At 66.7% G+C, this 22,438-nt stretch carries 23 protein-coding genes and 1 pseudogene; 10 read left to right on the top strand and 14 right to left on the bottom strand.

Features of this window, described 5'->3' with window-relative positions; translation table 11 throughout:
* Positions 1–92: 92 nt before the first annotated feature.
* Positions 93–815 carry a dienelactone hydrolase family protein gene (locus GV044_RS20120; RefSeq protein ID WP_159874251.1) on the bottom strand — a complete coding sequence of 241 codons (723 nt, stop codon included), beginning with the start codon at positions 813–815 and terminating at the stop codon, positions 93–95.
* A gap of 116 nt (positions 816–931) precedes the next feature.
* Between GV044_RS20120 and GV044_RS20125 the strand changes: the two genes are divergently transcribed.
* The 3 genes from GV044_RS20125 to GV044_RS20135 are packed head-to-tail and all read left to right on the top strand — an operon-like array spanning position 932 to position 2,734.
* Positions 932–1,645: a TonB family protein gene (locus GV044_RS20125; protein WP_236555140.1), complete on the top strand. Its 714-nt coding sequence runs from the start codon at positions 932–934 to the stop codon at positions 1,643–1,645.
* A 55-nt stretch (positions 1,646–1,700) separates the two neighbouring features.
* Positions 1,701–2,249, top strand: coding sequence for a hypothetical protein (locus GV044_RS20130; RefSeq protein ID WP_159874255.1), 549 nt, complete (start codon positions 1,701–1,703; stop codon positions 2,247–2,249).
* A complete protein-coding gene (locus GV044_RS20135) occupies positions 2,249–2,734 on the top strand; it encodes a DUF421 domain-containing protein (RefSeq protein WP_159874257.1) in 486 nt (161 codons plus the stop codon). The genes GV044_RS20130 and GV044_RS20135 overlap by 1 nt, the downstream gene beginning before the upstream one ends.
* Before the next feature lie 50 nt (positions 2,735–2,784).
* Here GV044_RS20135 and GV044_RS20140 read toward each other — a convergent pair whose 3' ends face one another.
* Complete coding sequence (locus GV044_RS20140) at positions 2,785–4,545, bottom strand: fatty acyl-AMP ligase (RefSeq protein ID WP_159874259.1); 1,761 nt, start codon at positions 4,543–4,545, stop codon at positions 2,785–2,787.
* A 189-nt stretch (positions 4,546–4,734) separates the two neighbouring features.
* Between GV044_RS20140 and GV044_RS20145 the strand changes: the two genes are divergently transcribed.
* The 4 genes and pseudogenes from GV044_RS20145 to GV044_RS22455 all read left to right on the top strand — a co-directional run.
* Positions 4,735–5,259: a RecX family transcriptional regulator gene (locus GV044_RS20145; protein WP_371741659.1), complete on the top strand. Its 525-nt coding sequence runs from the start codon at positions 4,735–4,737 to the stop codon at positions 5,257–5,259.
* Positions 5,256–5,756, top strand: coding sequence for a DUF192 domain-containing protein (locus GV044_RS20150; RefSeq protein WP_371741660.1), 501 nt, complete (start codon positions 5,256–5,258; stop codon positions 5,754–5,756). Before GV044_RS20145 ends, GV044_RS20150 begins: the two co-directional genes overlap by 4 nt.
* Before the next feature lie 52 nt (positions 5,757–5,808).
* Positions 5,809–6,210, top strand: coding sequence for an NADH:ubiquinone oxidoreductase subunit NDUFA12 (locus GV044_RS20155; RefSeq protein WP_159874265.1), 402 nt, complete (start codon positions 5,809–5,811; stop codon positions 6,208–6,210).
* 244 nt (positions 6,211–6,454) lie between these two features.
* A pseudogene (locus tag GV044_RS22455) lies at positions 6,455–6,637 on the top strand (DUF2155 domain-containing protein); the annotation flags it as partial.
* Between the two features lie 35 nt (positions 6,638–6,672).
* On the opposite strand, the gene aat reads toward GV044_RS22455, so the two are convergent.
* The 3 genes from aat to ruvX all read right to left on the bottom strand — a co-directional run bounded on the left by aat (position 6,673) and on the right by ruvX (position 8,534).
* Positions 6,673–7,470 (bottom strand): leucyl/phenylalanyl-tRNA--protein transferase, encoded by a 798-nt coding sequence (gene aat / locus GV044_RS20165; RefSeq protein WP_159874267.1) that lies wholly within the window; start codon positions 7,468–7,470, stop codon positions 6,673–6,675.
* Positions 7,471–7,509: 39 nt separating this feature from the next.
* Entirely contained in the window at positions 7,510–7,929 is a 420-nt protein-coding gene (locus tag GV044_RS20170) for a DUF983 domain-containing protein (RefSeq protein ID WP_201299180.1), read from the bottom strand.
* A 122-nt stretch (positions 7,930–8,051) separates the two neighbouring features.
* Entirely contained in the window at positions 8,052–8,534 is a 483-nt protein-coding gene (gene ruvX / locus GV044_RS20175; protein WP_159874269.1) for a Holliday junction resolvase RuvX, read from the bottom strand.
* Between the two features lie 200 nt (positions 8,535–8,734).
* Between ruvX and GV044_RS20180 the strand changes: the two genes are divergently transcribed.
* Positions 8,735–10,804: a PQQ-dependent dehydrogenase, methanol/ethanol family gene (locus GV044_RS20180; RefSeq protein WP_159874270.1), complete on the top strand. Its 2,070-nt coding sequence runs from the start codon at positions 8,735–8,737 to the stop codon at positions 10,802–10,804.
* 55 nt (positions 10,805–10,859) lie between these two features.
* Here GV044_RS20180 and GV044_RS20185 read toward each other — a convergent pair whose 3' ends face one another.
* The 8 genes from GV044_RS20185 to pdeM form a co-directional block, all read right to left on the bottom strand.
* Complete coding sequence (locus GV044_RS20185; RefSeq protein ID WP_159874271.1) at positions 10,860–11,666, bottom strand: SDR family NAD(P)-dependent oxidoreductase; 807 nt, start codon at positions 11,664–11,666, stop codon at positions 10,860–10,862.
* A 176-nt stretch (positions 11,667–11,842) separates the two neighbouring features.
* Positions 11,843–12,664 (bottom strand): phosphoadenylyl-sulfate reductase, encoded by an 822-nt coding sequence (locus GV044_RS20190; RefSeq protein ID WP_159874272.1) that lies wholly within the window; start codon positions 12,662–12,664, stop codon positions 11,843–11,845.
* Positions 12,665–12,938: 274 nt separating this feature from the next.
* Entirely contained in the window at positions 12,939–13,370 is a 432-nt protein-coding gene (locus tag GV044_RS20195) for a DUF934 domain-containing protein (protein ID WP_159874273.1), read from the bottom strand.
* 50 nt (positions 13,371–13,420) lie between these two features.
* Positions 13,421–15,049: a nitrite/sulfite reductase gene (locus tag GV044_RS20200; RefSeq protein WP_159874274.1), complete on the bottom strand. Its 1,629-nt coding sequence runs from the start codon at positions 15,047–15,049 to the stop codon at positions 13,421–13,423.
* 1 nt (position 15,050) lies between these two features.
* On the bottom strand, positions 15,051–15,347 hold the full coding sequence (locus GV044_RS20205; RefSeq protein WP_159874275.1) for a DUF2849 domain-containing protein: 297 nt from the start codon (positions 15,345–15,347) through the stop codon (positions 15,051–15,053).
* A complete protein-coding gene (cobA, locus tag GV044_RS20210) occupies positions 15,344–16,120 on the bottom strand; it encodes a uroporphyrinogen-III C-methyltransferase (protein ID WP_159874276.1) in 777 nt (258 codons plus the stop codon). Before cobA ends, GV044_RS20205 begins: the two co-directional genes overlap by 4 nt.
* A 121-nt stretch (positions 16,121–16,241) precedes the next feature.
* A complete protein-coding gene (gene infC, locus GV044_RS20215; RefSeq protein WP_159874277.1) occupies positions 16,242–16,763 on the bottom strand; it encodes a translation initiation factor IF-3 in 522 nt (173 codons plus the stop codon).
* 162 nt (positions 16,764–16,925) lie between these two features.
* Positions 16,926–17,627, bottom strand: coding sequence for a ligase-associated DNA damage response endonuclease PdeM (pdeM, locus tag GV044_RS20220; RefSeq protein ID WP_159874278.1), 702 nt, complete (start codon positions 17,625–17,627; stop codon positions 16,926–16,928).
* 44 nt (positions 17,628–17,671) lie between these two features.
* Here pdeM and hemF point away from each other — a divergent pair, with 44 nt between their 5' ends.
* Positions 17,672–18,547 carry an oxygen-dependent coproporphyrinogen oxidase gene (gene hemF / locus GV044_RS20225; RefSeq protein WP_159874279.1) on the top strand — a complete coding sequence of 292 codons (876 nt, stop codon included), beginning with the start codon at positions 17,672–17,674 and terminating at the stop codon, positions 18,545–18,547.
* A gap of 102 nt (positions 18,548–18,649) precedes the next feature.
* Positions 18,650–20,761 (top strand): bifunctional (p)ppGpp synthetase/guanosine-3',5'-bis(diphosphate) 3'-pyrophosphohydrolase, encoded by a 2,112-nt coding sequence (locus GV044_RS20230; RefSeq protein WP_159874280.1) that lies wholly within the window; start codon positions 18,650–18,652, stop codon positions 20,759–20,761.
* A 5-nt stretch (positions 20,762–20,766) separates the two neighbouring features.
* Here GV044_RS20230 and GV044_RS20235 read toward each other — a convergent pair whose 3' ends face one another.
* Entirely contained in the window at positions 20,767–22,437 is a 1,671-nt protein-coding gene (locus GV044_RS20235; RefSeq protein WP_159874281.1) for a LysM peptidoglycan-binding domain-containing protein, read from the bottom strand.
* Position 22,438 lies beyond the last annotated feature (1 nt).

Here is a 22,438-nt window from a genome sequence, read left to right on the forward strand (position 1 = left end):
TACTATACTCCTATCGCCTCATCCAAACTTTCACAATCCCGAACCTCTCTTCCAAAAACAGAATCGCAAGGTGCGGCAAATTGGACACAGGTTCAGTTTTCGAGGCATTGCTCCAGCAGCGCCAACGTGCCGGCCCAGGAAACCTGATGCGCCAATCGGTCGTAGGCGATGCCCGGCAGCATGCCGTCGTGGTCGGGATCGGTGAACGAGTGTTTGGCCTTGGCGAAAAGCGTGGCCTGGTAGTCGACATCTGCGGCATCGAACTCGGCGCGCAGGGCATCGAAGTCTGCAACCGGTGAGTAGGGATCGTCGCCGCCGGACCATACCGCGACCTTGGCCTTCACCATGCCAGGTTGCGCGGGCGCATGCGTCTTGAGCAGGCCGTGATAGCTGGTGACGCAGGCTACGGCCGCTCCGCTGCGTGCCAGTTCCAAAACACACTTGCCGCCAAAACAGTATCCAATCGCAGCGATGCGCGTGGCGTCCACATCCTCGCGTGCGCTCACCGCATCGAACCACGCGACGACGCGCGCGCGCAGCAATTCCGGATCGGCCAGGACTTTCTCGAAGTAGGCGCCCGCGGCTTGTGGCGTGCTGATGTCCGCCCCGACCTCGTACATGTCGGCAGCGATCGCGAGGTAGCCGCGCGTGCTCAGCTCCTGCGCAACCTTCTGGAAGCTGGGGCCGGCGCCCGTAGCGCCGGGGAACAGCAGCACCGCGGCATGTGGGCCGGGATGCGCCGGAGCGTGGACGAAGCCTTCCAGCGTCGTGTCGCCGTGCACGATCCGAAAAGGCGTCGGCGACGCGTCGGACATCCAGATTCTCCCCCGTACTCTTGTTGGTGGCAGTCTGATCCACAAACCGCGATGCTGTAAAGAGCATAACTGTGACTATATTCTGTTCTGCAATGGCACTCGCTCAGCCTCGACCGATGCTGCGTACGCGACTGGCAGTGGGCATCTTCGTGGCTGCCTTGCACCTCGGAGCGATCGTGCTGCTCGTGCGGGCGTTCGCGCCCGGTGCCATCGCGACCGTGCTGGGACCGGTCACCGCCGCCTTCGACATTGCGATCACGCCTCCGGCCGTTGAGCCCAAGCCTGAGCCCAAAGCCGAGCCACGATCCGCCGAGCCTCAAGGTAAGGCTGCGCCTGCGGGCAAGAAGGCAAGTCCGCGCGAGGTCACTGCGCCCAAGCCCCGCATCGCTGTCGCAAAGGACGTCGCGCCGCCGGTTTCCGGAACCGGCAGCGCCGACAACGCGGGCGCGCGGGAGAGCGGTTCGGGCACCGGGGCGGGCGGGTTTGGGCAGGGCACGGGAGCCGGTGGCTCCGGCACTGGAACCGGTGGCGGCGGTGGGATTAAGGCCGTCAAGATCGCCGGCGACATCGTCTCGGCGCGCGACTACCCGGCTGCGACACGCGCGCTGCGGCTCGGAAGCGCAGTCACCGTTGCGCTTACCGTCGGCGCGGACGGTCGGGTCTCGGGCTGCCGGATCGTGCGCGCCAGCCGCGATCCCGAAGCCGATCGCGTGACCTGCCAACTCGCGACCGAGCGCTTCCGCTTCCGCCCTGCGCGCGATGGGGAAGGGGCGCCCGTAGCCTCGGTCTATGGTTGGCAGCAGCGCTGGTTCGCACCGCCTGCGAAGTAGCGGCTCGTCGCGCGTCGGGAACAAACCGGCGCTCCTCGCGATTGCTTCGGGTGCCATGACCAGCGATCAGGCCCCTTCAACGAAGCAAGCGGCGCTGCCGTTCGCCATCGGCCCGCAGCACTTGCACGAGCGCTCGCGCAGCCGCTGGCGCAATCTGGGCGTCGTCGTCCTGCTGGGCGGGCTGATCGCGACCGCGCTGACTGGCGTTCTGGGTGGCGGCGCCTCGCGTCAGCAGATGGCGAGCGGGCCCGGCGTCTCGGCGCAGCTGATCTTCGATCCGATTGTGCGCAGCGGCAACTGGTACGAGACCACGGTGACCGTACGCGCCACAGCTCCCGTCAAGGACCTGACGATTGCGGTTGACCAGCCGCTCTGGAGCCGCATGAGCATCGACACGGTGGCGCCCGATGCCGAGAGCGCCGAGGCGCTGGACGGCGAATATGCCTACCACTTCGGCGAGATGAAACCGGGCGAGACCTTCAGCCTGAAGCTCGACGGGCAGATCCAGCCGGGCATGCCGCGGCGCCAGACGGGCCGCATCGGGGTGCGCGACGACAAGCGCGAACTCACAGCGTTCCCGGTCCAGCTGACGGTGCTGCCCTGATGGATATCGTCGTTCGCGCCTCGGTGATGTTCATCATCGTCTATGTCGTTCTGCGGCTGATGGGCAAGCGCGAGCTGGGGCAGCTGGCGCCCTTCGAACTCGTCACCCTGATCGTCACCGGCGACCTCATCCAGCAGGGCGTCACCCATCAGGACTTCTCCTTGACCGGCGCGACGCTGGCGATCGTCACCTTCGCCGCATGGAGCCTCACCATGAGCGCGCTGGCACACCGCTTTCCCAAGGTCCGCGGTGTGCTGGAGAGCCCGCCCCTGGTGCTGGTGCGCGACGGGCGGTTTCTGGGCGCCAACATGGACAAGGAAGGTATCGACCAGGACGAGTTCGGCGCCCAGCTGCGGCTCGCCGGGATCGCCTCGCTCGATCAGGTCGCCTGGGCGATCCTGGAGCCCGAAGGCAAGATCAGCTTCATCCGCAAGGACGACGCGCCCACCGATCCGCGCACGGATGATGATTCCGGCGTTGCGTGATGGAGTAGCCTAGCTCCTCTCCCCGACGGGGAGAGGAGTTGGCAGCAGCCTCAAGCCGCCAGGTCGAACGGTGCGATCTCGCCCGACAGGTACAGCTTCTTCGCCTTGGCGCGGCTGAGCTTGCCCGAGCTGGTGCGCGGCAGGCTCTTTGGCGGAACCAGTTCGATCACGCAGTTCATGCCGGTGATCGCGCGGACCTTGTCGCGGATCTGGTCGCGCAGTTCGAGGCGCTTGACCGGGTCGGACACGCGGCAGTGGACCAGCACGGCAGGCGTTTCCTCGCCGTTCTCCATCTCGATCGAGAAGGCAGCGATGTCGCCGTGGTTGAAGCCGGGCAATTGCTCCACCGCCCACTCGATGTCCTGGGGCCAATGGTTCTTGCCGTTGATGATGATCATGTCCTTCGCCCGGCCGACGATGAACAGGTAGCCCTTGGCCATGTAGCCCATGTCGCCGGTGTCCAGCCAGCCATCGACCAGGCAAGCAGCGGTCGCTTCAGGATCGCGGAAGTAGGAGTGCATGACGCTGGTACCGCGGCACCAGACCTTGCCGATCTGGTGATCGCCGAGGACCTGGTCGTTCTCGCCACGGATCACGACTTCCATGTCCTTGACCGGCTTGCCGCAGTTCACGATCGCGCGATAGCGGGCAGGGCGGCTGAGATCGCGGGGGGAGCCGGACAAGCGCTCCTCTTCGACCAGTTCGACGCGGATGCCTTCGCCCGGCGGCATGACGGTAACCGCCAGCGTCGCTTCGGCGAGGCCGTAGCTGGGCAGGAAGGCGCTGGCCTGGAAGCCGAAGTCGGCAAAGGCGTTGACGAAGCTTTGCATCACGTCGGGCCGGATCATGTCGGCACCGTTGCCGGCCAGGCGCCAGCGGGTGAGATCGAAGCGGTCGACCGCGGTCTGGCTGGAGATGCGGCGCGCGCAGATGTCGTAGCCGAAGGTCGGCGAGTACGACACCGTGGTGCCCTGGTTGCGGGTGATCAGGTCCAGCCACGCGAGCGGGCGGCGGGCAAAGTCCTCGGTCTTGAGGTAGTCGCCCGAGACCTGGTTGGCGATCAGCGAGAGGAAGCAGCCGACCAGGCCCATGTCGTGATACCACGGCAGCCACGAGATGCAGCGGTCTTGCTCCTCCAACTGCATCGCGTGGCTATGCGCCGACAGGTTGGCGAGCAGTTGGCTGTGCGTCACCGCCACGCCGTGCGGGAAGCGCGTGGAGCCCGAGGAGTACTGCAGATAGCAGATGTCATCGGTGCCGAGCTGCGGCAGCTCGACCGCCGGCGCGTCGGTGGTCGCGAAGTCGGCCCAGGTGGCATGCTCACAGCCCTGACGCGCGGCGGCGGACGCGGTCATCTCGGCGATCTCGTCCGGGCCGACCAGCAGCGTGGGGTCCGAGCTCGCGAGCTGGACGCTCAGCTGCTCGATGTAGTTCTCCTTGCCGCCGAAGCTGGTGGGCAGAGGCAGCGGCACCGGCCACACACCAGCGTAGACCGCGCCGCAGAACAACGCGGCGAAATCGGGTCCGGTTTCGGCGATCAGCGCCAGGCGGTCGCCCGGCTTCATGCCGCGCGCGATCAGGGCGTGGGCGACGCGCAGCGAGTCCTGACGCAGCTCGGAATAAGGATAGGTGCGGGTCAGCGTGCCGCGCGGATCATGGAAATTGAAGCCACGCGCGCCTTGTGCGGCATAGTCCAGAGCTTCGCCGAATGTGGCGAAGTCCGCCATGCGGCGAGGCAAGCTGTCCGCGTTGGGGGTGGGGAGCAGTTTCGGCTCCGACGTTTCCGGCACCAGTCTGATGGTGTCGTTCATCTGGCAAGACCCTGTGTTGTTGTACTTTTCTTCATGGTTTCGCGGCCCCTTATCCGGGTTTAATCGAATGCGAAACAAGTTCTCCCTGGCCTTGCGGCACTCTTCCTCATGCAAGAGGGCCTCCTCAATCGTTGGGGACTGTGGCACGAATAGGGCAGCATGCCTCACGACCGTCGCAAACCGTTGCCCTTGGGTGACACCAAGCTGGAGGAGCTGGCGCTCGCCTACGTTGCCCGCTTCGCCACGACGCGGGCCAAGCTGGAGGCCTATCTCGTGCGCAAGCTGCGCGAGCGGGGCTGGGAAGGTGAGCGCATGCCCGATGCCGCCGCCCTGTCGCGGCGCTTCGCGGAAGCGGGCTATGTCGATGACGCGGTCTATGCGCGGATGAAGGCGGACAGTCTGCTGCGGCGAGGATACGGCGGCCGGCGGGTCGGCGAAGCGCTGCGAGCGGCGGGGGTCGGGGAAGAGCTGCGCCAAGATGTGGCGCCGACGCTGATCGATGCACGCCGCGCCGCCGCGGCGCTGGCGCGCAGGAGGCGCTTTGGTCCGTGGCATGACCCGCTCCCGGATCGCCCTCTGCGCGAGAAGCAGATCGCGGCGATGCTGCGCGCCGGTCACACGCTCGACAATGCGCGCCAAATCGTCGAAGCGACCGATCACGCCGCGATCGAGGACTGGATCGAGTCGGCAAGTGGAGACGACCTTTGCGCGTGATTTCAACTCTTTCGGCGCTGCTCCTCTTGCTGGGGGCGTGCTCCTCTGGCGTGCTCGACGGCAGCGCCGCCTCGGCCAAGGCAGCCGCGCCCGCAGTGCACCCGATTTCCGGCCTGCCGGTGATCGACCTGGCGGTGAAGACCAAGAGCAAGGCGCACCACTTCCGCGTCGAGGTCGCTGCCTCGCAGGAGGAGCAGGCCAAGGGCCTGATGTTCCGCACCGAAATGGGCGCGGACGAGGGCATGCTGTTTCCTGAGGAAACCCCGCGCCGGCCCTCGTTCTGGATGAAGAACACGGTCATCCCGCTCGACATCATCTACGTGGGCACCGACGGGCGTATCCTCAACATCGTCAACGCGCTGCCCTACGACCTGACGCCGCTGCCGTCCGAGGGTGTGGCCATCGCCGTGCTCGAACTGAACGGCGGCCGCGCCGAGCAGCTGGGTATCAAGCCGGGCGACAAGGTCAGCTGGAAGCTGCCGAAGAAGGCCGGCTGATCGCACCGGCATAACTTGGCAAGCCACGCGAACGAGGCTAACGCGAGACCCGATGAGCATCCTTGCAAAGATCTTCACCTGGTGGAACGGCGCGACCATCGGCACCTCGCTGTGGAGCTCGCGCTTTGGCGAGCACGTCGGCACCGATAGCTTCGGCAACAAGTACTACCGCTCTGCCAAGCTGAAGACCACGCAGGGCTACGAACGCCGGTGGGTCATCTATTCGGGGCCGAACGACGCCAGCAACGTGCCGGCCGAGTGGTTCGGCTGGCTGCACCACAACGTCGAGGGTCTGCCCGAAAGCCACCTGCCGCCGCCGCGGATCTGGGAGGTGGACTTCACGCCCAACGCGACGGGAACCGGCCACGCCTATCGCCCGCAAGGTGCGCTGGAGCGTGGCGGCCAGCGTGCGCGAGCCACGGGTGATTACGAAGCCTGGTCGCCGGACGCCTGAGCCGCTCTTGCTGAAGGCGGTACCCTTCGCCGCCGCGGCGGCCCTGTTGGTTGCCCTTGCCGGCTGCAAGGGTGAGCCTGCGCCCGAGCCGCAGGACACCGGCATCCCCGAGGCGATTGCGCAGACCGGCGGCAAGCCCGCTGCCCCCGCCGCGCGCAAGGACGATTACGGCACGCCGCTCAAGGACCGCGTGGCGACGCTGGGCCTGCTCAACAAGCGCAACAACCTGAGCCAGGACGTGACGATGAAGCCGGGTGAAACCCGGCGCATCGGCAACGTCGTGCTCAAGCTCGCCTCCTGCGAGCGTACGCTGCCCTGGGAGAAGCCTGCGGACGAGGGCGCCTTCGTGCAGGTCTTCGTCGAGGACCGCGCGACCGCCCAGGAAAAGCTCGCCTGGCACAAGATCTTCTCGGGCTGGCTGTTCAAGAACTCGCCTGCGCTGAACGTCGTGCAGCACCCGGTCTACGACGTCTGGGTCAAGAAGTGCGCGATGAGCTTTCCGGGCGAGGAGGAAAGCCCGGCTGATGACGCCTCCGACAAGAGCGCGCCGAAGGCTTCGGGCAGCGCAAGCGGCGGCGCCTCGGCTCGGCCTAGTCCAGCGCCATCGCCCACCGCGACGCCGACCCCGGAAGAAGAGCCCGCCGGGAACGAGCCCGACTGAGCGCGGCGCAGAAGCCGCAGGTAACGCTCCTGGCTGATCTCCACCGCTCCCAGTGACGCCAGGTGCGGCGTGATGAATTGGCAATCGAGCAGCTGCACGCCCGCGAGGCGCAGCGCCGCCACCAACCACGACAGCGCCACCTTGGACGCATCCGTCCGGCGCGAGAACATGCTCTCTCCGCAGAATACCCGGTCGAAGCCGACGCCATAGAGCCCGCCGACGAGCGCGCGCGTGCCATCGTTCGCCACCTCCCAGCATTCGACCGAGTGGGCTTGGCCCAGTGCGTGCAGCCGTTCGTAGCTCGCCTGGATGCGGTGGCTGATCCAGCTGCCTTCCTCGTCCGCGCGCGGGGCGGCGCAGGCGTCGAGCACATCGGCAAACGCGGCGTTGCAGGTTACGGCGAAGCGCCCGCGCTTCAACGTGCGTGCCAGCGAGTGCGAGAGGTGGAAGCCGTCGAGCGGCAGGATCGCGCGCAGCCGGGGCTCGACCCAGAAGATCTCGGGATCGTCGCGCCGGTCCGCCATCGGGAAGATCCCGCTGCGATAGGCGAGCATCAGCGTCTCGGGCTCGATCGTCGGCGGGGTGAAAGGCGCGTGCACGATGCGCAGCCTAGCAGATCGTCATGCGGGTTGTCGTGCTTATGGCTCGTCGCGCTTGTTCAGCTTCGACCACAGGCCCTCGGTTCCTGCCTCCTGCGCCTTGTTGACGTATTGCGAGGCGACCAGCCAGCCCTTCAGCGGCTGGAGCGGCAGGATGCAGCCGATCCCCAGCAAGGGGAACGAGGTCAGCAGGTGCACCCAGAACGGCGGATCGTACTTCACCTGCAGCCAGACGACGAAGAAGATCAGCGGAAAGGCAATGATGCACAGCGAGAAGAACGCCGGCCCGTCGTCGGGCGAAGCGAATCGGAAATCGAGCCCGCACACGTTGCATTTGTCAGCCAGCTTCAGCCACTTGCGGAACATGCGCCCCTCGCCGCAGCGCGGGCACAGGCCCTTCCACCCGCAGCGGATGATCCAGCGCCACTTGTCGGCGCTTTCGAGTTCGGTGTCGGGCACGGGGCGGCCTTCTTGCTTCGGCTGTTGGAGAGATAACGCCTTAGGCGGCTCGCCGGATCACGCGGACTGGAAAATGTCGGGTAGGACAAAATGTCCATCGGCGGCCTGGGCGGGTTCAGGCTCTAGAACATCCCGCCTGCCAGCGCGTCAATCGCGTTCTGGAGGATCACGGCGGCCGCGGCCGAATCGATCCGTTCGGCCCGCTTGGCGCGGCTCATGTCCTGCGCGATGAGGTCGCGCTTGGCGCCGCTGGTGGACCAGCGCTCGTCCCACAACAGGATCGGCAGCCCGAGCGCGGCGAGGTTGCGAGCGTAGGCGCGGCTCGACTGTGCGCGCGGACCCGAACTGCCGTCCATGTTGAGCGGCAGGCCGATCACGAGCCCACGGATCGCACGCTCGCGGATCAGCACTTCGAGCGCGATCTTGTCGGCGCCGAACTTGCCGCGCTTCAGCGTCTTGCCGGGCGAGGCGATGCGCCATCCTGCGTCGCAGAAGGCAGTGCCAATGGTCTGCGTGCCCAGATCCAGCCCAAGCAGCCCGCCGCCGTCCGGCAGCGCGTCCCGGTATTCGAGCGTGCTGGTGGTGATGAGGGTGGGGGTGTCCAACTCGGCTTACCTTCAGGCTTTTGCGGGATCGGCATAGACCGGCGATGGTGGCCGGTTCAACGCTGCGACCGGCGTCAAACACAACAACCGGACGGGCTGAGCCTGCCGAAGCCCGCCAGCCCGCCCGCGCGAGCGTCCCAACACCCGCTTGCGCCCCGCTGTACATGTGTCAAACTATGACCACGGGAGAGCGGATAATCATGCACAAGTGGGTCTACACGGCCGCCGCGGCAGCAGCCCTGGCGCTTGCCGGGTGCAGCACCAGGCACGACGACGGAACGATGGGGACGGCGGCCGACTGGGCGTTCCATGGCGGCGGCGTCGACGAGAGCGGGTTCAGCCGTCTCGACGAAATCGACAGCGGAGACATTGGCCGGCTCGGCCTGGCCTGGTCGCTCGACCTGCCGGGCGAGGTGACGCTGGAGGCGACGCCGCTGGCGGTGAACGGAGTGCTCTATTTCTCCGGCGCCTACTCGGCGGTCTATGCCGTCGAGGCGGTGACCGGCAAGCTGCTGTGGAAGTACGATCCCGAGATCTGGAAGCACGAGCCAGAGCGCATGCGGCTGAACTTCGCGGCCAACCGCGGCGTCGCTTACGCGAACGGGCGCGTGTTCGTCGCCAGCTTTGACGGGCGCATGATCGCATTGGATGCGCGCAGTGGGCGCGAACTTTGGGCGACGCCGACCCTGCCGCCGGGCAGCGCTTACTACAGCACCGGCGCGCCGCTGGCGTTCGGCGACAAGGTGATGATCGGCAACGGCGGCGGCGACTTCGGTTCGCGCGGCTATGTGACGGCCTACGACCAGGCGAGCGGCAAGCAGGCCTGGCGCTTCTACGTCGTGCCGGGCACGCCCGAGCAGAACCGTGGCGACCCGGCAATGGAAGCGGCTGCGAAGACTTGGAACGGCGAATACTGGAAGACCGGCACCGGCGGTACGGCCTGGAACGCAATGATCTTCGATCCCGAACTCAACCGCGTCTACATCGGCACCGGCAACTCCGGCCCCTACGATCCGCAGATCCGCAGCCCGGGGGATGGCGACAACCTCTACCTCGTCTCGATCGTCGCGCTCGATGCGCAAACCGGCAAGTACGTCTGGCACTACCAGGAGAACCCGCGCGAGGCGTGGGACTACAAGGCGACCGCCAACATCGTTGCCGCCACGCTGGAGATCGACGGCAAACCCCGCAAGGTGCTGCTGCACGCGCCGGTCAACGGGTTCTTCTACGTGCTGGACCGCCAGACCGGCAAGCTGATCTCGGCCGAGAAGACCGGCAAGGTGACATGGGCGGATCGCATCGACCTGAAGACCGGGCGCCCGGTGGAGCGGCCGGGCATCCGCTACGAGAAGGCCGGCTTCGACATGTATCCGGGCCCCGCTGGCCGCCACAACTGGCAGCCGATGGCGTATAGCCCGCAGACCGGGCTGGTCTACATGCCGGCGCAAAACCAGGGCCTGCGCTTCGCCGCCAGCACGGTCGGGCAGCCGACGAATACCGCGGTGAACCCGGCGGGCGCGATGACGCTGATCGACGAGCATCCCGACGATCGCACCGGCTGGCTGCTCGCCTGGGACCCGGTACGGCAGACAAAGGCGTGGGAGGTCAAGCTGCCGACCTTCTGGAACGGTGGCGTGCTGGCGACGCAAGGCGGGCTGGTGTTCCAGGGCACCGCCGACGGCCTGTTCAGCGGCTACGACGCGAAGAGCGGCGCGCGCGTGTGGCAGTTCAATGCCGGGCACGGCTTCCAGGGCGCGCCGATCAGCTATGCAGTGAACGGCAAGCAGTACCTTGCGATCCTGTCCGGCTACGGCGGGGCGGCGCCGGTCGGCGGCAACAATGTGGGATGGAAGTACGGCGCTCCGCGGCGGCTGCTCGCCTTTGCGCTCGATGGCAAGGCCAAGCTGCCGCCGGTCCAGAAGGCCGACACATCGGTCCACGCAACCGACGATCCGGCCATGGTTCTCGACGAGATGGACGTGAAGGCGGGGGCGGGGCTCTACGTCACTTGCTCGCTGTGCCACGGTAAGGAGGCGGTGGCGGGGGGCACGGCGCCAGACCTGCGGGAATCGCCCATACCGCTCGACGCGGCGGCGTTCCGCTCGGTCGTCCATGACGGTGCGCTGCTACGCAACGGCATGCCGCGGTTCGACAGCCTGACCGATCGCGAACTTCTGCAACTGCGCAGCTATATTCGTGCGCGGGCTCGTGAGGCGCTTGGCACGCGCAAGCCGGGTGCGACGCCCAAGTCGAAGTCGGCGCGGTACTGAGGTTTGCAAGTTCGCGTTCTTCTTTTCCGCCGAACGGGCGAGGAAGGGCGCGGCCCTACAATCCCATTTCGCCCAGCGCGCCGCCGTCGACCTTGATGTCGCACCCACTGATGTAGCTGGCCGCTGGCGAGCACAGGAAATCGGCGACCGAGGCGATCTCGTCGCCCAAGCCCATGCGTTGCAAGGGCACGCGTTGCATCATCGCGCGCATCATCTCGCTGGCTTGTGCTTCGGCGCGGCTCATCGCGGTGTCGATGAAGCCCGGCGCGATCGAGACGATGCGGGCACCGCGCTGGCCGAAGCGGACGGACTCCCTGGCGACCAGCTTCATCACGCCCAGCTTGGAGATCGGATAGGCGGCTTGCGGCGATTGCAGGTACGCGGCGACTGCCTCGCGCCCGCCGCCGTCGACCATCGCCTTCACCGCTGCGATCATGTCCGGCGCCGGGATCATGTAGCCCGAGCTGGACGAGATCAGCACCGCGCAAGCTCCCTTCGCCATGCGTGGGGCGAGCGCATCGACGAGGCGCTCGGTGGCGAAGTAGTTCACCTCCAGCACGCGTTCGCCATCGGCCATCGTCGGCGAGAGACCGGCGGTGTGCACCACGGCGGCGATGTCCTGGTCACCGACGCGCTCGAGGAGCTTGGCAGGGAAGTCGGGCGCGGAGAGATCACCCGCCAGCGTGGAGACCGGCGCACCCGATGGGGCCAGTTCGGCCGCAAGCGCGTCCAGCCGCTCCGCCGAGATGTCGCACAGGATCAGCGGCTGCCCCCGCTTTGCGAACCGCACGGCGGCCGGCCGACCCATGCCACCTGCCGCGCCGGTGATGATGATGGCGCCTTGCGGCTGAATGTCGGTCATCTGGCTCTCCGCGCTATTTGCAACGGCTTGCCATGACGCAAGGCGGAGAGACAAGTGTCGTCCGAGGCTCGACACGGGGCGGTTGCAGTATCCCGCCAGCTATCGCGGAGGCGTTTGCCCTCGAGCGTCAGGCATGGTGCAATCGGTTCCGGATCGAGCCCGGAGCGACCGGCCAATCAGAACGCAGGTTCGTACCCAGGAGGCAGGTCGTTGATGTCGCTGGTGCCGCCGGCGACATGGATGCCGCACTCCACCTTGTCCCAACCCTTCCAGCGTCCCGAGCGCGGATCCTCTCCGGCAGCGACCTTGCTGGTGCAGGGCGAGCAACCGATCGAGGGATAGCCTTCGGCGACCAGCGGATGCGGCGGTAGATCGTGCTCGACCACATAGGCGGCAAGATCCTCGGCGGACCAGTCGATCAGCGGGTTGATCTTCAGCCTGCCTTGCGCGTCTGTGGTATCGATTTCGAACCGGGGCAGCGCGGCGCGGGTCGAGGCCTGGAACGCCTTGCGGCCGGTGATCGTCGCATCGTAGCCGGCCAGGGCCTTGGCGAGCGGCTTGACCTTGCGGATCTCGCAGCAGCCATCCGGATCGTAGGACCAGCGCAGGCCGGTCTCGTCGCGCTTCGCGAGGTCTTCGGCGTCGGGCGTCAGGTTGCGCACGTTGGTCAGGCCGAGCCGCGCGATCAGCTCGTCGCGATAGGCCAGCGTCTCCGCGAAGTGCTTGCCGGTGTCGAGAAACAGCACGGGCACGTTCGGATCGATCCGGCTGACAACGTGCAGCAGCACGGCGCTCTCGGCGCCGAAGCTGGACACGATCGCGACATCGCCCGCCATCTGCTCCTTGAGCAGCGTCTCCAGCATCTCGACCGTCTCGGTCCCGCGGAACAAGCGGTTCAGGCGAACGGCATCGGCTTCCTGGAACTTGGCCGAGGTGTCGATGCGGTCACGGACGCGGTCGGGCTGGACGTCAGCCTGGATGTCGAGGGCGTTGAACATGGCGGTAATCCCTTGTGCCACGCTCACATGGGATTGGGGTGTCGCGGAGTCGACGAAGAAAAAGGACGAGGGGGTTTAGGGGAGTTTTCTGCGGTTTGGCGGTAGAGATTTGGCGATTGCCGAGATCCTCCCCTGCAAGGGGAGGGGGACCGCCGCCGCAGGCGTTGGTGGAGGGCGGTAACCCTCTCGGTCGTGCACTCGACTAGCGATGACACCCCTCCGTCACGCACTGCGTGCGCGCCACCTCCCCTTGCAGGGAGGATCAAGGGACAACTCAACCCGCGTGGCGTTTGGCCCAGATCGGCTGGCGGCCGTCAGCCGTCGCCTGGTAGACGTTGTCCCAGCGGTCGAATGCGGCCTGTGCGTCCGCTTCGTTCAGCGGATGCTCGGGCGCGAAGGCGTCGAAGCCGCAGCGCTTCAGGTGGCTGAGCATGTCGATCACCACGTCGCCCACCGCGCGGATCTCACCGGTGAAGCCTGCCTCGCGCAGCACGCGCGCCGAGGAATAGCCGCGCCCGTCGGTCCAGGCGGGAAAGTTCACCTCGATCAGGCGCAGGCGGTCGAGGTGCGGCAGCAGTTCGCGCGCGTCGTCGCCCGGCTCCACGCGCACGGCGGTGGCGTTGGTCTGCTCGCCGAAGGAGTCCACGGTGACAGCCGGATCGGACACCGGTTCATCGTTGCGGAACCGGAACTGGACGTCAGACATGATGAACGACCTTCAAAGTGCGAACAGGATCGGGCCACGCAGCCGCAAGCTCAGCCATAAAGCGCCTCCTTGAACGGCGCCATGCCGATCCGGCGGTAGGTGTCCAGGAACCGCTCGTCGCCTTCGCGCTTCGCCAGGTAGACCTCGGTAGCTTTCTCGACCGCATCGACGATGCCGTCCTCGTCGAAGCCGGGCCCGGTGATCTGGCCGAGCGAGGTGTCCGCGCCTTCTGAGCCGCCGAGCAGGAGCTGGTAGTTCTCCTTGCCCTTACGATCGACCCCCAGGATGCCGATGTGGCCGGCGTGATGGTGGCCGCAGGCGTTGATGCAGCCCGAGATCTTCAGCTTCATCTCGCCGATCTCCTCCTGCTTCGCCACGAAGCGCTCGGAGATCTTCTGCGCGATCGGGATCGAGCGGGCATTGGCGAGGCTGCAATAGTCGAGGCCGGGGCAGGCGATGATGTCGCCGATCGTATCGAGGTTGGCCGTCGACAGGTCCGCCGCGTCGAGCTTCTGCCACAGCGTGTAAAGGTCGGCCTTGCGCACGTGCGGGAAGACGATGTTCTGCGCGTGGGTGACGCGCAGCTCATCAAAGGAGTAATCGCGCGCGAGGTCGGCCATGAGGCGGATCTGGTCGGCGGTGGCGTCGCCCGGAATGCCGCCGACGGGCTTCAAGCTGACGGTCGCGATCACGTAGCCAGCCTGCTTGTGCGCTTCGGTGTTGCGCTCCACCCAGAGGCGGAAATCGGGATCGGTCAGGTCCAGCTCGTCCGACAAGCCGGTGTCGAAAGCCGGATCGACGAAGTACTGCTTGATCCGCTCCAGCTCCGCGATCGGCGGCTCAATGCCCTGGCTCAGAAGGTGCTGGAACTCTTCTTCGACTTGGCGGGTGTATTCTTCCTTGCCCAACTCGTGGACCAGGATCTTGATGCGCGCCTTGTACTTGTTGTCGCGCCGGCCGTAGCGGTTGTACACGCGCAGGCACGCCTCGGAGTAAGTGATCAGCTGGTCGAGCGGCACGAATTCGCGCACCATCGGCCCGATCATCGGCGTGCGGCCCATGCCGCCGCCAACGTAGAACTGCGCGCCGATCTCTCCGGCGGCATTGCGGACCATCTGGATGCCGATGTCGTGCAGGCGCATCGCCGCACGGTCGGTGTCGCTGGCGATCACCGCGATCTTGAACTTGCGCGGCAGCGTCAGGAACTCGGGGTGGAAGCTCGACCACTGGCGCAGCAGCTCGGCATAGGGCCGCGGATCGATGATTTCGTCCGCGGCGGCGCCGGCGTACTGGTCCGAGCTGATATTGCGGATGCAGTTGCCGCTGGTCTGGATGGCATGCATCTCGACGCTGGCGAGATCGGCCAGGATCTGCGGCGTCTCTTCCAGCTTGATCCAGTTGTACTGGATGTTCTGGCGCGTGGTGAAGTGGCCATAGCCGCGGTCGTACTTGTCCGCGATGTCGCCGAGCATCCGCATCTGCGCGCTGCTCAGCGTGCCGTAGGGCACCGCGACGCGCAGCATGTAGGCGTGCAGCTGCAGGTAGAGGCCGTTCTGCAGGCGCAAAGGGCGGAACTGGTCCTCCGTCAGCTCGCCGGTCAGGCGGCGGCGGACCTGGTCGCCGAACTCGGCAACGCGGGTGTCGACCATCTGCTGGTCGTATTGGTCGTACTTATACATGTCAGATCACCCAGTTGAGGGCTGCCGGATCGGCGGGCTTGAGCGTCAGGTCGGGGCGCACCGTGGGGCCGAGCGCGCGAATGCGCTCCTTGATGTGCGCGGGGCGGACGCCCTCGGCGGTCTTCTCGCCATCGACGACGTAGGCGGCGAAGACGTTCTGGGCGCCTTCCTCGCGCGCGATCAGCTGCGCGCCCTGGTCGGCGACATCGACCGCATCGTCGACATGGAGCGACCAGCCCTGGCCGTCCCACCAGATGACGGCGCCGCTCTTCAGGTCGTTGCCGGTCAGGATCTTCACTGTGCTGCCTCCAGCGCGACTGCGCGTAGGGTGGTGTCGGGCTCTGCAGTGACCTGGCCGATGACGATCAGCGCCGGACTGCGGACGCGCTGCCCCTGCACCAGGTCGGGCAATCCCGCAAGCGGTCCGCGCAAAACGCGCATGTCGGAACGCGTGGCGTTCTCGATCACCGCGACCGGCGTTTCGGGTGCGAGCCCGTCGGCCATCAGCTTCTCGGCAATGAGCGGAGCGGTGGCGACGCCCATGAAGATCACCAGCGTGCGGTCCTTGCCGGCCAGGCCAGCCCAGTCCTGCTCGGTCAGGCCCTTGCACTGGCCGGCGACGAAGGTGACGATCGAGGCGCTGTCGCGATGGGTGAGGGGAATCTGCGCGGATGCGGAGGCGCCCAGTGCGGAAGTGATTCCCGGCACGACCTGCACCGGCACGCCGGCGGCGCGGCAGGCCTCCGCCTCCTCGCCGCCGCGACCGAAGATGAAGGGGTCGCCGCCCTTGAGGCGCACGACGTCGTGACCGGCCAATGCCTCGCGCACGAGCAGGGCGTTGATCGCCTCCTGCTTCATGGTGTGATTGGAGCGTGCCTTGGCGACCGAGACCAGGCGGGCGCCGGAGCGCGTCATCGCCATGATCTCGGGCGAGACCAGGCCATCGTGGACGATCAGCCCGGCCGACATGATCAGCCGCGCCGCGCGCAGGGTCAGGAGATCGGGATCGCCCGGTCCGGCGCCGACCAGGTGGACGGTACCGATGCGGGACTCAGGGGAGAGGGCTTGCATGGTGCGCCAAATGGCGGCGCGGGCTCGCCGAGGCCAGCCAGAATGGCTTAAGCGCTCGGTAGGTGGGCTTTATGCCGGTCAACGTCGTCCCGGATCGGACCCGGGGACGACGCCGGCCTTCTTACTTCGGCGAAAGCACCATCAGCATCTGGCGGCCTTCCATACGCGGGTAGGCTTCGACCTTTGCCACTTCGGCGACGTCTGCCTGCACGCGGCGCAGCAGGTCCATGCCCAGCTGCTGGTGCGACAGCTCGCGACCACGGAAGCGCAGGGTGACCTTCACCTTGTCGCCATCGTCGATGAAGCGGGCGACGTTGCGCATCTTCACGTCGTAATCGTGATCGTCGATGTTGGGACGCATCTTGATCTCTTTGATTTCCTGCGTCTTCTGCGACTTGCGCGCCAGGTTGGCCTTCTTCTGCGCTTCGTAGCGGAACTTGCCGACGTCCAGGAACTTGCAGACCGGCGGGTCAGCGTTGGGGGAGACCTCCACCAGGTCTAGGCCGACTTCAGCGGCCTGCGCGATCGCCTCGCGCGTGTACATGACGCCCAGGTTCTCTCCGTTTTCGTCGATCACGCGGACTTTGTCTGACTGGATCAGATTGTTGTAGCGCGGTCCGCTCTTGACCGGTGGCGTCATCATGCGCCGGGGTGGGGGTGCTATATGCGTTCTCCTGAGTCGTTCGTAGGTATGGCGATTATGCGCGGCCAATAATGCGAATCGGCCGCTCAAGCAAAGCGCGAAATGGCGCAGCTATCGCAGCGCCTGCATTTCGTCGGCTTTACTGACCCGGGATATGGGTACTCACGCAGCCGCGCGCCAGAGGGGATACTGCAGCAAACGCCCGCGTGCCGGCAAGATCGCGTCGATCGCGCTGGCCGGCTGCATCGCCGCCAGGATCTCGGTGGAGGCCGCGTTCATGCCGCCCGTGAGCGCGCCGAATGCGGGCAGGATGATGCGCCTTTCGCTCGCCACCGCGCAGGCGCGCGCAATGCGCCGACCACGTGCCGCGACCACCAGCTTGGGGTGGAAGTGCCCCGAGAGTTCGGGCGCAGTCTCGCCCGCGCGCGCCTTGTGGCGCAGGATCAGGCCGGCGACCGCAGCTTCGGCGACGACCTCACCGCCGGCATCCTTTTCCAGCGAGGGATCGTGGTTGCCGACGATCCACACCCACTCCACCGCGCGGGTGAGCGCCGCCAGCATGCCCGCTGCGTGAGGTTCAAGTCGGCCAACGCCGCTGTCGTCGTGAAAGTTGTCGCCCAGCGCGAAGACACGGCGCGCGCCGGTCTCGCGGATGGCGAGGGCCAGGCGTTCCAGGGTCTCCCGGCTGTCGTAAGGTGGCAGCATCTGGCCTGAACGGGCATAGAAGCTCGCCTTTTCGAGGTGCAGGTCGGCCACCAGCAGCGCCTGCTCGCGCGGCCAGTAGAGCGCACCGCCACCGCCGCGGCCGCTCGAGGTGGCGCCCACCAGGCGCAACTCCTCACCACAGAACGAAAAGGGAACCATGTGCCGCCCTTGCCGCAAGCCCCGCGATTTGGCAAGCCGCCGAAATGACAGATATTGCAACCGACTGGACACCGTTCACCCAACGCGCCCGCACCTGGTTCGAGCACTTGCGCGACGCGATTTGTGCCGAGTTCGAGGCTATCGAGCGCGAGATGGGCAGCCAGGCCGCCTTCGCCTACACGCCGTGGAAGCGGCAAGCCCTGGAAGGCGAGAGCGGCGACACCGGCGGTGGCACCCGCGCGGTGATGAAGGGCAAGGTGTTCGAGAAGGTCGGCGTCAACGTCTCGACCGTCGCGGGCGGGCTGGCGAAGGACTTTGCCGGTACCATCAACGGTGCCAGTGCCGATAACAATGCCTTCACCGCCACCGGCATCAGCCTGGTCGCACACATGAGCAATCCGCATGTGCCCGCCGTGCACATGAACACGCGCTTTTTGACGACCACCAAGGCATGGTTCGGTGGCGGCGCCGACCTCAATCCGCCGCTGCCCTACGACGACGACACGGCCGAGTTCCACGCCGCGTTCAAGGCCGCGTGCGACGGCTTCGCGCCCGACGCCTACACACGCTACAAGGCGTGGGCGGACGAGTACTTCTTCATCCCGCACCGCAACGTGCACCGCGGGGTCGGCGGCATCTTCTACGACCACCTCGAGTGCACCGACGAGCAGGTCTGGGAAGCGAACTTCGCCTTCACCAAGGCCGTGGGTGAGGCGTTCCTGTCCGTGTTTCCGCGGATCGTGCGGCGTCGCCTGGGCTTGCCCTGGAGCACGGCGGACAAAGCGCAGCAGCTGGAATGGCGCGGCCGTTATGCCGAGTTCAACCTGGTCTACGACCGGGGCACGCTGTTCGGCCTCAAGACCGGTGGCAACATCGATGCCATCCTGATGAGCCTGCCGCCCGAAGCGACCTGGAGCTGAGGCGAGAGGCTTTCTGCGGTGCGACGCTCGGGCCTGCCGTGACATGGCACCGCACCTTTCCCCTTGCCGCGGCGGGGAAAATCGCCACATGGTCGGCCCGGAATGCTCCGCCAATACGAACTCGTCGAACGCGTCCTAGAGTATGCGCCAGAGGCCGATGAGGCCTTGCTGAACCGCGCCTACGTCTACACCGTCCAGAAACACGGCAGCCAGAAGCGCGCCAGCGGCGACCCGTATTTCAGCCATCCGATCGAGGTGGCAGGCTTGATGACCGAGCTCAAACTCGACCAGCAGACCATCATCACCGCGCTGCTGCACGACACGGTCGAGGATACGCTCGTCACCGTCGAGGAGATCGAGCAGAAGTTCGGGCCCGACGTCGCGCGCCTGGTCGACGGCGTCACCAAGCTCTCCAAGATCGAGGCCATGCCCGAGAACGAGCGGGCGGCGGAGAACCTGCGCAAGTTCCTGCTGGCGATGAGCGAGGACTTGCGCGTCCTCCTCGTCAAGCTGGCCGACCGGCTGCACAACATGCGCACGCTCCACTTCATCAAGAGCGAGGACAAGCGCCGGCGCATCGCGCGCGAGACCATGGATATCTACGCGCCGCTGGCCGAGCGCGTGGGCATGTACGAATACATGCGCGAGATGCAGCTCCTCGCCTTCGAGCAGCTGGAGCCCGAGGCTTACGCGATCATCACGGGCCGACTGGCGCAGATCCGCAATCAGGAAGGCGGGCAGGTCGACGCGATCGCCTTCGCCATCCGCCAGGCGCTCGCCGAAGCCGGCCTGGGCGTGGAGGTCGTCGGGCGCGAGAAGCACCCGTACTCGATCTGGCGCAAGATGAGCGAGCGCCACGTGACGTTCGAGCAGATCACCGACATCATGGCGTTCCGCGTCCTGGTCGAGCAGCCGGAGGATTGCTACCGCGCGCTCGGCGTGCTGCATCAGACCTGGCAGATGATCCCGGGGCGGTTCAAGGATTACATTTCGACGCCCAAGACCAACGGCTACAAGTCGTTGCACACCGCCCTGATCTATGAAAATTCGATGCGCATGGAGGTGCAGATCCGCACCCGCGACATGCACCGCACCAACGAATTCGGCCTGGCCGCGCATTGGGCCTACAAGCAGGGCGGCGGCAGACCCGGCAGCGGCGTCAAGCCAGACGGGCAAGTCGGCTGGCTGCGCGACCTGATCGAGATCGTCGATGCCAGCCACGATGCCGAGGAACTGCTCGAGCATACCAAGCTGGCGATCTACGCCGATCGCATCTTCGCCTTCACACCCAAGGGCGCGCTGCACCAGCTGCCCAAGGGCTCGACCGCGGTGGACTTCGCTTATGCCGTCCACACCAACCTGGGCAATGCGGCGGTCGGCGCCAAGATCAATGGTCGGTTGGTGCCGCTGCGCACCCGGCTGGTGAACGGCGACGTGGTGGAGATCGTCAAGAGCACGCAGACCGAGCCGCAGCTGGCCTGGCTGGGCTTCGTCGTCACCGGCAAGGCCCGCGCCGCCATCCGCCGGGCCGTGCGCGCCAAGGAGCGGCAGGAAATCGCCGCGATCGGCGCCAAGCTGTACGACGAGATCGCCTCGCGCCTCCCCGGCCGCATCGGCAAGAAGGCGACCACCGCCGCCGTCGGCCGCCTAGGCCTGCGCGACGAGGAAGAACTGATGTTCGCTATCGGCTCGGCCCGGCTCACCGACCGGCAGGTCATGGAAGCGATCGCGCCGGGCAGTACCGCCGAACTGCCCGAGGATGAGGACTGGCCCGTCCAGGAGCAGGCGATCTCCATCAAGGGCCTGACGCCCGGCATGGGTTTCCACCTGGCCGAGTGTTGCCACCCGGTGCCCGGCGATCGCATCGTTGGCCTGAGGCGGCCCGACCAGAAGGTCGAAGTGCACACCATCGACTGTCTGACATTGGCCAGCGGAGTCGATGCCGACTGGCTCGACGTGTCCTGGGGCGAGCGGACCACCGGCGCGGTCGGGCGATTGCGGCTGGTGCTCTACAACCGGCCGGGCACATTGGCGGAGGTGACCGACATCTTCGCGCGAAATCGCGCTAACGTCGTCAACCTGCAGATGGTGCAGCGCGACGAGCCTTTCGGCACCTACGAGGTCGACATGGAAGTGACCGACCTCGCGCACCTGACGCGCATCGTCGGCTCACTGCGCGCGAGCGAAGCAGTGGCAGAAGCTCAGCGGGTCTGAGCCGGTCAGGATGCGTTGATCAGGATGTAATCCAAGCTCGGTTGCTCGCCCACGCTGGTGCGTAGGGCGTCGAAGTCGGCGGGCGGCAGCGTCTGGCAACCCGCCGAGCCGGTGAAGCTGGTCCCGCCCTTGTGAATGTACATCGTCGTGCCGGCATTGCAGGGATCGGTCTTGTCGCCGCTGGTGGGCAGGTCCGGTGTGAACTTGCCGTCGTGGTTGCAGTCGCGGTCGACCACCTGGATGTCGCGCGCGCGCCAGATCGCGCCCAAGTGGGGGTGCTGCTCGGGCCGGAAATGGTAGACGCCGGCGCGCAGGCGGCCAAGATCGCAGCGGCCGTCCCGGTCGAAGTCGACCGATGACCCGCGCGCCGCCCGCACATGTCCGAACGCATAGCAGCCGGCAGGCTCGGTGTTGCCGATGAAGCGTTTGACCGAGATCGAGGCGCCGGTCTTCCAGATCAGGATCATGGGGTCGTCGTACTTGCCCAGTTCCGCCTGGCTCCAATCGGTCGATCGGCGCAGCGAGACCAGGACTTTGCGTCCCCGCTCGAAGTCGGCGCGCGTCTCGTCGTCGCCGTAGTGTTCCAGCAGCGCGCTCACATCGGCATCGCTCATCCGCGACGCGATGCGGGCCAGGAACGCCTCCTGGCTTTCGCTGCTGGCGTCGACTTCGGGTGGCGGAGAGAGCACCGCAGCCGCGATCGTCTGCTTGACCAGCTCGGCCGAGAGCATCGCCTGCGCATCGTTGCGCTCACTGCGAAAGCGCGCGGCGATGCCTTCCTGTACCTTCAGCGAGTTCTTGGCAAAGTGCACCAGCACGCCGTCCGTGTTGCGCCGGCCGCGCTCGAGATAGATCGCGTCGATGAGGCGTGTCTCGAAGTCGGCGGCGCCGGGTTGCACCTCCAGGCCGGCGATCGCGTCGGCGACAATATCGGAGCCGCTGCCGTGCTGCACCGCGGTCGACCAGACCACGTCGCGCAAGGTCGCCGACAGTTTGGTGACGTCCACGCCGGTCCGCTTCTGGATGCGCGCGCACTGCGGGGCATAGTGCGTGCGCTGGATGTAGGCGTGCTGCGCATCGCCGAAGCTGGCACCCAGCTCGCTGGCGCACAGCTTCCAGGCCGCGGTGAAATCGCTGTCACCCTGCTCCATGCGGGCGAAGCGGGCCGCATAGGGCGAGCCCTCCGCGGAGGCGAGGAACAGGCGCGGCTGATCCTTCTTGGAAGCGAGCTGGTACTGGCCATAGGACGCACCACCGCTGTCGCCGCGGCCGGTCGAGACCGTGCCGGGTCCACGGTTGCCGCACTCGTACTTGGCGGAAAGCTGCCCCAGCTTGTGCCCCGGCGGCGGGACCGGACCGGCGGTCGGCGCGCTGCTGGGCACCACGATCGGTCGCCCGCCAATATCGCTGTCGAGCGGAGCGCCGCCATTGGCTTGCGCCAGCGTACGCGGATCGACACGGGCGCGCGTGGCCACATGGGCCAGCGTGTCGCCTGCCTCGCCGACGCGGAAAGTGTCGCTGACGCGCATGACCTTCAGCGTCTGGCCCACCTTCAACCGGTTGGCATCGGGCAGGGCATTGAGCTCCTGCAGCGCCGCGACACTGGTTGCGAACGTGTGCGCAATGCCCGACAGCGTGTCCCCGCGCCGCACGGTGTAGGTCCGGTAAATGGCCACA

It is taken from the genome of Novosphingobium sp. 9U (genome assembly GCF_902506425.1).
GTDB lineage: Bacteria > Pseudomonadota > Alphaproteobacteria > Sphingomonadales > Sphingomonadaceae > Novosphingobium.